The sequence below is a fragment of the Nocardioides sp. CCNWLW216 genome, from assembly GCF_037120545.1.
GTDB lineage: Bacteria > Actinomycetota > Actinomycetes > Propionibacteriales > Nocardioidaceae > Nocardioides > Nocardioides lianchengensis.
The window spans coordinates 32,794-44,698 of sequence record NZ_JBBBBJ010000010.1 but is presented as its reverse complement, the minus strand read 5'-3'; the positions used below and the strand labels follow the sequence as shown (position 1 = coordinate 44,698).

The window sequence follows — 11,905 nt, the reverse complement described above, 5'->3', positions numbered from 1 at the left end:
CCTACGGGGCGGGCACACTGGGCCGGTGATGAGTGCGAGCTGGGCGAGCTGCGCGCGCGGCCACGTGCACTGGGGCCGGCGCGGCGCGGCCGGCCTGCTGCTCGCCGACCGGGGCCGGGTGCTGCTCCAACTGCGCGCCCGCTGGGCCCACCAGGGCGGCACCTGGTCGATCCCCGGAGGCGCCCGCGAGGCGGGCGAGTCTTACGCCGACGCCGCCCTGCGCGAGGCCGAGGAGGAGCTCGGCGTCGACGCGGACGCCGTCGACGTCCGGGGCTCGTACGTCGCCACCTGCGGCGGCTGGACCTATGAGACCGTGCTCGCCGTCCCGCTCACCGGCCTCGCGCTCGCCGACCGCTCCGAGAGCGACGGCCACCGCTGGGTCCCCGCCGCCGACGTCGCCGGCCTGCCCCTCCACCCCGCCTTCCGCGCCGCCTGGGACGACCCCGCCGGCGCCCTCCGCGCCTTCGTCACCCCCGGTGGTTGAGCAGGTCGCGCAGCGACCGTGTCGAAACCCCCGCACCCCCCCGGTGGTTGAGCAGGTCGCGCAGCGACCGTGTCGAAACCCCCGCATCCGAACGCCTACGCTGACCCCACGGCTCGCGCAGAGCCGCCGGACGAGGGAGCCGTACCCGGACAGCGACAAGACGGCCGCGAAGGAGTCCCTCGTGCCCTGGATCGTCCTCATCGCCTCCGGCGTCCTCGAAGCCGTCTGGGCGACCGCCCTCGGCCGTTCCGCCGGCCTCACCCGCCTCGGCCCGACCGTGGTCTTCGCGGTCACCGTCGTGGCCAGCATGGTCGGCCTCGCCTACGCCATGCGCACCCTCCCGACCGGCACGGCGTACGCCGTCTGGGTCGGCGTCGGCGCGTCGCTGACCGTCGTCTTCGCGATGCTCACCGGGGACGAGCCGGTCAGCCTCGTGAAGGTGCTGCTGATCCTCGGGCTGGTGTCCTGCATCGTGGGCCTCAAGCTGGCCCACTGACCTGCCCGGTGGTTGAGCAGCGAAGGACGAAGTCCTGAGCGTGTCGAGACCCCTGCACCCGACCGCCGACGGTAGGCCCGCTCACGTCCCGCAGAACGTCCGGAACCCCGCGGCGAACGCGTCGCTGCCCGGCTCGGCGTGGCGTTCCAGCCCCGGCCGCTCGTCGTACGGCGCGGTGACGGCGTCGAGCAGCTCGGTCAGCGGATCGAGGTCGCCCGCGGTCGCCGCATCGAGGACCTCCTCGACCAGGTGGTTGCGCGGGACGTAGACCGGGTTGACCCGGTCCATCGCGTCCGCGTCCGGGCCGAGCGCGCGCCAGCGCTCGGTCCAGGCGTCGAACGCGGCCAGGTCGAGGACCCGAGCGCGCGCCGGCTCGGCGTCGCCGCGCGCAGCTGCCCCGAGCGCACGGAAGAACGACGTGTGGTCGACCCGGCCCTCCTTCATCAGGGCCAGCAGGTCGTCGGCGAGCGGGCGGGCAAGCTCGTCGTCGACGTCCGCGGGCAGGCCGAGCTTGGCGCGGAGGCCGGCGTACCACTGGTCGGTGTAGCGGGGCCGGAAGCCGCGCAGCGACTCCAGGGCCAGCTCGACGGCCTGCTCCTGGTCGTCGTGGAGCAGCGGCAGCAGCGCCTCGGCGAGCCGGGCGAGGTTCCACTCGGCGACCACGGGCTGGTTGCCGAAGGCGTAGCGGCCCTGCTCGTCGATCGAGCTGAAGACCGTCGTCGGGTCGTAGGCGTCGAGGAACGCACACGGGCCGTAGTCGATGGTCTCGCCGGAGATCGTCATGTTGTCGGTGTTCATCACGCCGTGTACGAAGCCGACCAGCATCCAGCGCGCGACCAGGTCGGCCTGGGCGGCGACCACCGCCTCGTAGAAGGCCCGGTACGGCGCCTCCGCGTCCGCCGCCTCGGGGTGGTGCCGGGCGATCGCGTGGTCGGCCAGGCGCCGCGTGAGGTCGACGTCCCCGCTGGCGGCGGCGTACTGGAAGCTGCCGACGCGCAGGTGGCTGCCGGCGACCCGGGCGAGCACGGCGCCGGGCAGGACGGTCTCGCGGCGGACCGGGCGGCCGGTCGCCACCACCGCCAGCGAGCGGGTGGTCGGGATCCCGAGCGCGTGCATGGCCTCGCTGATCACGTACTCGCGGAGCATCGGCCCGACGGCCGCGAGGCCGTCACCGCCGCGGGCCAGCGGCGTCCGACCGGAGCCCTTCAGGTGCAGGTCCCGGAGTCCGCCCTCGGCATCGGTGAGCTCGCCCAGGAGCAGCGCTCGCCCGTCGCCCAGCCGCGGGCTGAACCCGCCGAACTGGTGGCCGGCGTACACCTGGGCGACCGGGGTCACCCCCTCGGGCGGCGTCGTGCCGGTGAGCAGGCCGAGGTCCGCGCGCAGCGCCTCGGCGTCGAGCCCCAGCTCGGATGCGAGCGGCTCGTTCAGCACCAGCAGCCGCGGCTCGGGGGCCTCCTCGGCCTGCCAGGGCAGCGCGAGTTCGGGGAGCGCGTCGGCGAACCGGTGACCGAGCACGAGGGTCGAGACAGGGGTGGCGCTCATGCCACGAGCCTACGGTCGGCCCGCTACTCGACGACCAGCTCCACCTTCCGGGTCGCCAGGTCGGCGACGGTCAGGCGGGCCCGGACGTCGGTGCCGAGCGGCAGGTCCCGCCCGGAACGGACCGGCGCCTCGACCGCCGGGTCCTCCAGCGTCACGGTGCCCCGCTTCGGGTCGTCGTCACGCACGTCGACCACGACGCCGGCGAACTCCTCGCCGACCCGCGACGAGAGCAGCCCCGCCTCGACCAGGTCGAGGACGCCGTTCTCGTACTGCCGCGCGCGCCGGGCCGAGTCCTGCAGCGTCTTGGGCAACCCGGGCAGCGCCTCCAGCACCCAGGCGGGTACGTCGGTGTCGGCGCAGAGCGCCACGCACACCTCGCCGGCGTACCGGTCGCCGAGCCGACGCAGCGGAGCGGTCACGTGGGCGTACTCGGAGGCCAGCGCCGCGTGCCGCGGGTCCGCGGGCACCTCGCCGTCGAAGCCGACGTACCCGGCGCCGCGGAGCAGCCGGGTGCAGGCGACCAGCATCGCCGCGTGCTTGGGCTGCGTCGGGTCGAGGGTGCGGACGAAGTCGGGGTAGAGCATCTCCGCGGGCCACTCGATGCCCAGCGCCCGGGCCTCGCGGTGCAGCCGCTTCACGTCCCGCGGGTCCGCCGGCGGCAGGGTCCGCAGCAGCCCGACGCGCGCGTAGACCATCAGCGAGGCCGCGGCGAAGCCGGTGAGCAGGGAGATCTGGGCGTTCCACTGCTCGACGGGCAGCAGGCTGCGGAACTCCAGCGACCAGGCGCCGTCCTCGGAGACCGTGACCTCCTGCTCGGGCAGCGGCAGCGAGACGCCGCCGCGGGCCGCCTCGCGGGCCAGCCGCAGCTCGCCGACCTCCTTCAGCACGACCAGGCTCTCGGAGGCCTCGCCGCCGTCGATCGCGCGCTGCGCGTCGTCGTAGGTGAGCTGGGCGGTGGAGCGCACCCGCGCCCGCTCGACCGTCACGTCGGTGCGCTCGCCCTCGGCGCTCAGTCGAATCGTCCACAGCAGCGCCGGGCGAACCTGGTCGGGCAGCAGCGAGCCCGCGTCCTCGGAGATCACCTTCGGGTGCAGCGGCACCTTCATGTCGGCGCCGTAGAGCGTCTCGCCGCGCTTGTTGGCCTCGACGTCGACCGGTCCCCCGGGCTCGACGAACGCGGCGACGTCGGCGATCGCGTAGTGCACGACGTACCCGTCGCCGTCGCGCTCGAGGTGCAGCGCCTGGTCGAGGTCGCGCGCCCCCTCGGGGTCGATCGTCACGAACGGCAGGTCGGTGCGGTCGAGCTCGGGCAGCCGCGGACTCGCCGCCGCCCGCTCCGCGGCCTCCTCCACCTCGGGCGGGAAGGCGGGCGTCACGCCCAGCTCCTCCTGCAGGCGTACGACGCCCTCGCGCAGCGGCGCCGGGGCGCCGTCCGCGCTCGACGACCGGACCCGGACCACGCGGTTGCTCGGCATGACGGCAACATACCCACCGTGCTGATCGTGCTACCGCCCAGTGAGGGCAAGACCGAGCCGCGTCGCGGCAAGCCGCTCGACCTGGCGACGCTGTCCTTCCCGTCGCTGACCCCCACCCGGGAGCGGATCATCGCCGCGCTGGTCGACCTCTGCACGGGCGACGTCCCCACGGCGGCGCGGGTGCTCGAGGTCGGCGCCACCCAGCACGACCTGGTCGCGCTCAACGCCCGCCTCGAGACCGCCCCGACCGCCCGGGCCGACCAGGTCTACGCGGGTGTCGTCTACGACGCCCTCGACGTCGCCACCCTCTCGACCGCGGCCCGCCGACGCGCGACGTCCCGGCTCGCGGTCACCTCCTCCGTCTTCGGGCTGGTCCGGCCCGGGGACCGGATCCCGTCGTACCGGCTCTCGGGCGGGACGTCCCTCCCCGGCCTCGGCCCGGTCGCCGGCGCCTGGCGCGCGACCCTCGCCCCGGCCTTCGAGGAGGCCGTCGGCGACGGCCTGCTCGTCGACCTCCGGTCGGGGATGTACGCCGCCTTCTGGCGTCCGACCTCGCCCCGCGTCGCCACGGTCCGCGTGCTGCACGAGGTCGACGGCGTCCGCAAGGTGGTCAGCCACTTCAACAAGGCCACCAAGGGCCGCATCGTCCGCGCCCTCCTGGAGGACGGCGCCAACCCCCGCACCCCCGCCCGCCTCGCCGAGGCCCTCCGCGACCTCGGCTGGACCGTCGAGCTCGACGGCACCCAGCTCGACGTCATCGTCACCGCCCTCTGACCCCTCCGGTGGTCGAGCAGGCAGGTGGTCGAGCAGCGAGGCCGCCCGCCACCGTTGGTTGAGCAGGTCGCGCAGCGACCGTGTCGAAACCCCCGCAGCCCACCCACCGACCTCGTTCGAGTGGACCGCGCCACCGGTGGTCGTCGCCGGTGGTCGCCGCCGGTGGTCGCCGCCGGTGGTCGAGCAGTGAAGGACGAAGTCCTGAACGCCCGTCGAGACCCCCGCAGCCAGCGGGCGACCTTCGGCAGGTCAGGCACCGCCACCGGTGGTCCCCGCCGGTGGTCGAGCAGCGAGGCCGCGCTAGCGGTCGAGCGTCCGTCGAGACCCCCGCAGCCCTGCCACTGACCTCATTCGAGCCGGTCGTGCCCCCGGTGGTCGAGCAGTGAAGGACGAAGTCCTGAACGCCCGTCGAGACCCCCGCAGCCCCGCCGCTGACCTCGTTCGAGTCGGCCTCTGCCGCGCCGTCTGCGCTCGACACCAGGCCGGTTCAAAGACTTTTTACAGAGACAAGGGGGCTCACCGTCCGCGGTGATCAAGGGCCATCACGAGCCTGCTTCTTGCTTTCGGTCTCTTCGGGTCAACCGCCCGAACAAGGCTGTGAACAACCCTCGCATTCGATAACCTGTTCGACTAGAATGAAGGCATGGCTCGGGACCTCGACGACTGCGACACCGCTACGGCGGTGCTGTCGTACGTACGCTCCGAACGACGACACGAGATGCGCGCGGCCGCGAACCAGCTCACCGCCGCCGTCACCTGGGCCGGCATGCACTCCACCGACTCCCTGCAGGATGCCGCAGCGGTGTGGATCCCCGGTTGTGAGGACGAGATGGCCATAGCGGGCCCCGGCGCACCCCTCATCGCTGAGTTCTCGGTGTTGGAGTTCTCCGCTGCGCTGGGGATGTCGTCGGACTCGGGGCGGATCTACCTCGGCCATGCCGTCGAGCTCGCCCACCGACTGCCGCGGGTCTACGAACGCGTCCAGTCCCTCGACCTTCCGGTCTGGAAGGCCCGACGCATCGCCGCCGAGACCATCGACCTCCCTGAGGAGGGCGCCGAGTTCGTCGACCTCCACGTCGCGTCGGTCGCGCACAAGATCTCGATCGCCCAACTCGACCGGACCGTCGAAGAGGCCCGGGTCCGCTTCGACCCCGAAGCAGCCCAGCAGCGCGCACGTGATGCGGCGGAGGTGCGGCACTTCGACATCGAGGTTCAGCAGGTCTCGTTCGACGGGCACGTCGAAGTTCGCGGAACGTTGGACCTGGTCGATGCACTGGATCTGGAGGACGCGGTCGCCCGGGGTGCGACCCACCTCGGCACCATCGCCGACGGGCTGTCGCTCGACGTACGCCGCTCCATCGCCGTCGGTGACCTCGCCCGCCGCCAGCTCACCCTCGACCTGAACGCCGAACCCGACCCCGACCGCAAACGCCCCCGCCAGGTCGTCGTCCACGTGCACCTCGCCGACGCCGCCATCGCGCGGGTCGAGAACACCCGATCGATGGTGTCCGTCGAGCAGGTGCGGTCCTGGTGTCAGGACGGCGACAGCCAAGTCGTCATCAAGCCCGTCATCGACCTCACCGGCCACGTCCACGTCGACGCTTACGAGGTTCCCGACCGGTTGAAGGAACGCCAGGCCCTGCTCCAGCACTCGTGCGTGTTCCCGTGGTGCCGCCGCCGGGCGAGGTCCTGCGACCACGACCACAACGACCCCGCATCCAGAGGCGGGCCGACCTGCGACTGCAACATCGCACCCCTCTGCCGACGACATCACCGCGCCAAGACCCACACCAGATGGCGCTACGACAAGATCGACGACACCACGTTCATCTGGCGCAGCCCCAACGGACTGACGTTCGTTCGCGACCACACCGGCACCACCACCCCGCAGCCCTGACGGCCCGCCCGCTCAGGGCCACGGGCATGCCCCCGCATCAGTGCGGTGCACAGCTGTCACCACGTGACAGCCAGCCACCGCCATCACCGGCGGGACGTGGTCCCTCGCCGAGGTCGAGCGGCAGCTCATCCACCGGTCAGCCGGGATGGGTGAAGGAGACAGGCTTGCCGGAGGATCGGGCATACGCGATCTCCCTGCCCGTGGACTCGCCGATGTACCCGCCCGGATTCACGACCAGGACCCGGTCGGCCAGGTCGATCTTGCGCAGGTGCAGGGCGCCGAGCTCGGCCTTCTGCTCATCGGTGATCGGTTCGTCAGCGAGCCGAAAGACTCCAGGGGCCACGACGATGGCGCCGGCCAGAGTCAGCTCCCGGTTCGCCACGCTGATCTCGTCCGCGAACCGGGCTGAGCCGCAGAGGCACACGACCTCCGGGCGATCAACCACGCTCAGGCCTCCCCGTCCCGTACGGCGGCCAGCTGGTCGACGATCTCCCCCACGACCGTCGCCAGCTCCCACCGCGAGGAGAGCGGCTGACCGCGGTAGATCTGCTCGAAGGTGATCGCCTGGAAGACCGCGTTGGCGACCCGGGTCCGGGCCCAGAGGGCGTCCAGGTCGACCTCCGGGTACGACGTCCGCCACGGCTCGGCGTACGCCTGCCAGACCTCGTCGCGGGCGGCGTCGGGGTCGTCGGCGTTCTCCGCGGCGCTGTCGGCCAGGTGCCGGACGTCGAGGAACGGGTGGGTCAGGCAGGTGTCGGTCCAGTCGAAGAGCACCGGCCGGTCGTCGACGCGGGCGACGTTGCCCAGGTGCAGGTCACCGTGGGCGAGGGTGTCGGGCAGGGGCGAGTCCCAGAGCGCGCGCAGCGTGGCGGCGAGCCACGGTTCGAGCGCGGCCGCCCGGGCGCGCTGCTCGGCGGACAGCACGTCCACGCTCTCGCGCAGGACCGTCCGGAGCTTCGCCAGCGTGGCCTCGAGCCCCCGGTCCGGGGCACCCGCGGCGAGGAGGACGTCGCGGGCCGGGAGCGAGTCCAGCTGGAGGCGGGCCAGGCGCCGCGCCACCTCGACGGCGTACGACGCCGGCGCGCCGTCGTCGGCGCCCGGGAGCGACTCCATCAGCATCCAGGCCCGTTCGGGGTCGACGGCGAGCACGACCGGGGTCGCGTCGGGGGCCAGTGCCCGCACCGCCGCGGTCAGGGCGGGCTCGGCCCGGAAGCCGTCGCAGGTCGCCTTGAAGAACAGCTCACCGCCGCTCAGGACCGGGAAGCGCAGCACCGCCGAGAGGCTCCAGAGCTTGACCGCCTCCGGCGGGCCGAGCGGCGCGGGCGCGTGCGACGACACCCAGGCCACGACCGGGTCGACCCAGCCGCGGACGAACCAGGCGGCCCGGCCGTCGTCGCGGTAGCCCGAGCGCCACTGCTCGACCGACTCCACCAGCCCCGGCACGCCGACCGACCCGAGCGGGACCCACGAGGCACCCGGCAGCGAGGAGGACGCGCCCACGAGGACGTTGGTGATCGTCCCGTCCTCCGCGCGCCAGGGCGGACCACCGACGAAGGCCTCGGGTGATCCCACGGCGGCCGCCAGGTCGCGGAACGACGGCCACCGGTCCGGGTGGCGCGGGAGCGCCCCGTCGACCACGAGCACGCGCGAGGTCGCGGGATCGACGAGCGCGACCTGGTGGCGACGGGCGAGCACCCGGGCGTCCTACCAGCGACCCGCGTCCGCGAACGCGTCGTTCCCCGGGGGCAGCGCGTTGTAGAGCCGCAGCGAGCTCTTGCCGTCGGGGTAGAACGCCACCACCGTCACCGACGCCGGTGACAGCTCCATCGAGAAGACGGACGAGAGCGGCGCCCCCACGGCTCGCGCGACCAGCGTCTTGATCGGCGTCACGTGGCTGACCACGACCACCGTCCTGCCGGCGTACGACGCCAGCACCCGCTCCAGCCCGGCCAGGACCCGCTCCTCGACGGTCCGGAACGACTCACCGCCGGTCGGGGCGACGTCCAGCGAGCCGAGCCAGGCGTCCATCTCGGCCCGGTGCCGCTCGGCGACCTCACCGAAGGTGAGCCCGTCCCAGTGGCCGAACTCCATCTCGGCGAAGCCGTGCTCCTCGACGATCGGCCGGCCGAGCACGTCGCCGACGATCGCCGCGGACTCCGCCGTACGACGCACGGGCGAGGCCACTACGGCCCCGACGCGCTCCGCGATCGGCGCCAGCCAGTCGGCGGTGGCCCGCACCTGGGCACGGCCCTCGTCGCTGAGCCCCGGGTTGGAGCTGGCGAGCCCGCCGGAGAACCGCTTGTCGACGGTGTGGGCGGTGACGCCGTGCCGGACCAGCACCAAGGTGGTGGGCGCGCCGGTCGAGGCCGACCAGCCGCGCGACGGCTTCTCGACCTCCTCGACGGCGGAGTCGGAGTCGCCGGGCACGCGCACCCCGCTCGCGACGCCGTCGAGCGCGTCGTTCACGAGCCGGTCGGCGTCGGCGTTCCGCTCCCGCGGGATCCACGTGTACGACGTCCCGGACGGCGCCAGCCCGGCCGCCTCGGCGGCCAGCGGCTTCATGCTCGGGTGCTTGATCTTCCAGTTGCCCGACATCTGCTCGACGACCAGCTTGGAGTCCATTCGGACCTCGATCGTCGCGCCCGGGGCGAACTCCTGCGCCAGCCGCAGGCCGGCGATCAGGCCGGAGTACTCCGCGACGTTGTTGGTCGCGACTCCGAGCGTGCTGCCGTCCTCCGCGAGCACCGCCCCGGTCGCCGCGTCCCGCAGGACCGCGCCGTACGCCGCCGGCCCCGGGTTGCCCCGCGAGCCGCCGTCCGCCTCGACGATGACCGAGGTGGGCATCGAGCGCGGGGCACTCACAGCCCGGACTCGGCCGTCCGCACCAGGATCCGCGAGCACTCCTCGCACCGGACGACCGTGTCGGCCGGGGTCGACTTGATGACCGCGAGCTCGGCGTTGTCGATGCCGAGCTGGCAGCCGGTGCAGCGCCGCTGCCGCAGCTCGGCCGCGCCGACGCCGTTCTTCTGGGCGCGCAGCTTGTCGTAGAGCGCCAGCAGGTCGGTCGGCAGGCCCTCGACCGACGGGCCGCGCTGGGCCTCGACGTCGACCAGCTGGGCGTCGATGGCGCTCGCCTTCTCGTCGCGGGTCGCGGTGAGCGCGGCCAGCCTCTCGTCGGCGTCGGCGATCTGGGCGACCAGGCCGTCGAGGTCGCGCTGGGCGTCCTCGAGGCGGGCCATCACCTCGAGCTCCTCGTCCTCCAACGTCGAGATCCGCCGTTCCAGCGACTCCAGCTCGTGGGTCATCCGCTCCAGGTCCTTGGGGTTGCTGATCAGCCCCTGGTCCATCCGGTCGCGGTCCCGCTTGCGTCGGGTCTTGACCTGCTCGACGTCGGCGTCGACCTTCTCCTGCTCGGCCGTGAGGTCGTCGACGACGATCCGCGCGTCGCGGGCCCGGTTGTCGAGGTCGGTCCGGGAGGTGCGCAGCGCGTTGATCTCGGCGGTCTCGGGGATCGTCGCCCGCTGGTGGCGCAGCTGGTCGGCGCGGGCGTCCAGGGCCTGGACGTCGAGCAGCTTGAGCTGGGCGGTGGGGTCGGCTTTCAGCGGAGGCTCCTGGGTCGGGTCATGAGCGGAAGGTCCACGGATCGGTCACGGTGGTGCTGACCCGGGTCTCCACCGTATCGCCCAGCGCGGCCCGCAGCCGCGCCTCCACCACCGGCAGCCAGGTCCACTCCGCCGCCCAGTGCGCGACGTCGACCAGCGCGGGGCCGTCCTGCTCGACGAACTCCGAGGCCGGATGGTGCCGCAGGTCGCTCGTCACGTACACGTCCGCGTCCCCGCGCCGCACCGTGTCGAGCAGGAAGTCGCCCGCTCCCCCGCACAGCGCGACCCGTCGTACGACGCGCTCCGGGTCGCCCGCCACCCGTACCCCGTGGGCGGTCTCGGGCAGCGCCCGGGCGACGGTCGCGGCGAACTCGCGCAGCGTCTGGGCGGGCACCGTCCCGACCCGCCCGGTCCCGGTCGCGGCGAGCCCGGCGTCGGCGAGCTCGACCAGGTCCCAGGCCGGCTCCTCGTAGGGGTGCGCGGCGAGCAGCGCCCGCACGACCGTCGTACGGCGCGAGCGCGGAAGCACCACCTCGACCCGCTCCTCGTCGACGACCTCCAGGTCGCCGACCGCGCCGATCGCCGGCGTCGCCCCGGCGAGCGGCCGGAACCGGCCCTGTCCCGGAGCGCTGAACGACGCCTCCGCGTAGTCGCCGACCCGTCCCGCCCCGGCCTCCGCGAGCGCGGCCCGCACCACCGCCGCGGACGCCACCGGCACGTACGTCGTCAGCTTGTCGCGCGGCTCCGCCGGCGCCGGGAGGATCGGCGCCGAGTCGGTCAGGCCGAGCGCGGTGGCCATCGCCTCGGACACGCCGCCGACGGCCTGGTCCGCGTTCGTGTGCGCGGTCAGCAGCGCGCAGCCGGCACGGGTCAGGGTGCTCAGCGTGCGCCCCTTCGGCGTCGTCGCGGCCACCCCGTGCACGCCCTTCAGGAACAGCGGGTGGTGCACGACCAGCAGGTCGGCGCCCCACGCCGCGGCCTCGCGGGCGACGTCGTACGTCGGGTCGACGGCGAGCATCACCTTGGCTACGCCATCGGCCGGATCACCCGCCACCAGCCCGACGGCGTCCCAGGAGTCCGCGGTGGCGGGCGGGTACCAGCCGTGCAGCAGGTCGACGATCTCACCGAGCGAGGGCATGCCCGGAGGCTATCGAGCCGCTCCCTACAGTCGGGGCATGCCCGTCGTGAAGATCAACGCCATCTCCGTCCCGCCGCAGGCCCACGAGGAGCTCGAGAAGCGCTTCGCCGCCCGCGCCCACAGCGTCGACGGCTCCCCCGGCTTCCTCGGCTTCCAGCTGCTCCGCCCGACCGCGGGCGAGGAGCGCTACTTCGTCGTCACCCAGTGGGAGGACGAGGAGTCCTTCGCCGCCTGGCGCGACGGCAGCGCCCGCGCCGCCCACGCCACCCCGGAGGGCGAGGAGCCGCGCAAGCCCGTCTCCCACGGGGCCGACCTGCTGGAGTTCGAGGTCGTCCTGGACGTCCGCCCCTCGGTGACCGAGTAGCCCGAGGCACGAGGGGGCGCTTTCGGTGGTCGAGTAGCCCCGAGGTACGAGGGGGCGCGCTTTCGGTGGTCGAGTAGCCCCGAGGTACGAGGGGGCGCGCTTTCGGTGGTCGAGTAGCCCCGAGGTACGAGGG

The 11,905-nt window shown here is 73.6% G+C and carries 12 protein-coding genes and 1 riboswitch; of the genes, 5 read left to right on the top strand and 7 right to left on the bottom strand.

The features are described 5' to 3' along the window. The first annotated feature begins 28 nt into the window (after nt 1–28). Nucleotides 29–484, top strand: a complete 456-nt coding sequence (locus V7S47_RS19935) for an NUDIX hydrolase (RefSeq protein WP_336563355.1) — start codon at nt 29–31, stop codon at nt 482–484. A 105-nt stretch (nt 485–589) separates the two neighbouring features. Next, nucleotides 590–655: riboswitch (guanidine-III (ykkC-III) riboswitch) on the top strand. 10 nt (nt 656–665) lie between these two features. Beyond that, nucleotides 666–980, top strand: coding sequence for a DMT family transporter (locus tag V7S47_RS19930; RefSeq protein ID WP_336563196.1), 315 nt, complete (start codon nt 666–668; stop codon nt 978–980). A gap of 81 nt (nt 981–1,061) precedes the next feature. On the opposite strand, the gene V7S47_RS19925 is transcribed toward V7S47_RS19930, so the two are convergent. Further along, entirely contained in the window at nt 1,062–2,522 is a 1,461-nt protein-coding gene (locus V7S47_RS19925; RefSeq protein ID WP_336563195.1) for a protein adenylyltransferase SelO, read from the bottom strand. A 23-nt stretch (nt 2,523–2,545) separates the two neighbouring features. Further along, nucleotides 2,546–3,997 carry an RNB domain-containing ribonuclease gene (locus V7S47_RS19920; protein ID WP_336563194.1) on the bottom strand — a complete coding sequence of 484 codons (1,452 nt, stop codon included), beginning with the start codon at nt 3,995–3,997 and terminating at the stop codon, nt 2,546–2,548. Between the two features lie 18 nt (nt 3,998–4,015). Between V7S47_RS19920 and yaaA the strand changes: the two genes are divergently transcribed. Both yaaA and V7S47_RS19910 read left to right on the top strand, forming a co-directional pair. Then, on the top strand, nt 4,016–4,771 hold the full coding sequence (gene yaaA, locus V7S47_RS19915) for a peroxide stress protein YaaA (protein ID WP_336563193.1): 756 nt from the start codon (nt 4,016–4,018) through the stop codon (nt 4,769–4,771). Nucleotides 4,772–5,414: 643 nt separating this feature from the next. Further along, the gene (locus V7S47_RS19910) at nt 5,415–6,668 is read left to right on the top strand and encodes an HNH endonuclease (RefSeq protein WP_336563191.1); all 1,254 of its coding nucleotides are present in this window, start codon (nt 5,415–5,417) and stop codon (nt 6,666–6,668) included. Nucleotides 6,669–6,804: 136 nt separating this feature from the next. Here the strand turns inward: V7S47_RS19910 and V7S47_RS19905 are convergent, their stop codons facing one another. The 5 genes from V7S47_RS19905 to V7S47_RS19885 all read right to left on the bottom strand — a co-directional run bounded on the left by V7S47_RS19905 (nt 6,805) and on the right by V7S47_RS19885 (nt 11,408). Beyond that, on the bottom strand, nt 6,805–7,050 hold the full coding sequence (locus V7S47_RS19905) for a hypothetical protein (RefSeq protein ID WP_336563190.1): 246 nt from the start codon (nt 7,048–7,050) through the stop codon (nt 6,805–6,807). 65 nt (nt 7,051–7,115) lie between these two features. Beyond that, nucleotides 7,116–8,363, bottom strand: coding sequence for a phosphotransferase family protein (locus V7S47_RS19900; RefSeq protein WP_336563189.1), 1,248 nt, complete (start codon nt 8,361–8,363; stop codon nt 7,116–7,118). A 9-nt stretch (nt 8,364–8,372) separates the two neighbouring features. Further along, on the bottom strand, nt 8,373–9,530 hold the full coding sequence (locus V7S47_RS19895) for a bifunctional RNase H/acid phosphatase (RefSeq protein WP_336563188.1): 1,158 nt from the start codon (nt 9,528–9,530) through the stop codon (nt 8,373–8,375). Beyond that, nucleotides 9,527–10,222: a zinc ribbon domain-containing protein gene (locus tag V7S47_RS19890; protein WP_442945369.1), complete on the bottom strand. Its 696-nt coding sequence runs from the start codon at nt 10,220–10,222 to the stop codon at nt 9,527–9,529. Before V7S47_RS19890 ends, V7S47_RS19895 begins: the two co-directional genes overlap by 4 nt. Before the next feature lie 67 nt (nt 10,223–10,289). Next, nucleotides 10,290–11,408 carry a Nif3-like dinuclear metal center hexameric protein gene (locus V7S47_RS19885; protein WP_336563186.1) on the bottom strand — a complete coding sequence of 373 codons (1,119 nt, stop codon included), beginning with the start codon at nt 11,406–11,408 and terminating at the stop codon, nt 10,290–10,292. A 37-nt stretch (nt 11,409–11,445) separates the two neighbouring features. Between V7S47_RS19885 and V7S47_RS19880 the strand changes: the two genes are divergently transcribed. Then, on the top strand, nt 11,446–11,772 hold the full coding sequence (locus V7S47_RS19880; RefSeq protein ID WP_336563185.1) for an antibiotic biosynthesis monooxygenase family protein: 327 nt from the start codon (nt 11,446–11,448) through the stop codon (nt 11,770–11,772). Nucleotides 11,773–11,905: the final 133 nt, after the last annotated feature.

Coding starts and splice junctions, on each gene's coding strand:
- V7S47_RS19935 (WP_336563355.1), top strand. CDS start 29: ATGAGTGCGAGCTGGGCGAGCTGCGCGCGCGGCCACGTGCACTGGGGC.
- V7S47_RS19925 (WP_336563195.1), bottom strand. CDS start 2,522: ATGAGCGCCACCCCTGTCTCGACCCTCGTGCTCGGTCACCGGTTCGCC.
- V7S47_RS19920 (WP_336563194.1), bottom strand. CDS start 3,997: ATGCCGAGCAACCGCGTGGTCCGGGTCCGGTCGTCGAGCGCGGACGGC.
- V7S47_RS19910 (WP_336563191.1), top strand. CDS start 5,415: ATGGCTCGGGACCTCGACGACTGCGACACCGCTACGGCGGTGCTGTCG.
- V7S47_RS19885 (WP_336563186.1), bottom strand. CDS start 11,408: ATGCCCTCGCTCGGTGAGATCGTCGACCTGCTGCACGGCTGGTACCCG.
- V7S47_RS19880 (WP_336563185.1), top strand. CDS start 11,446: ATGCCCGTCGTGAAGATCAACGCCATCTCCGTCCCGCCGCAGGCCCAC.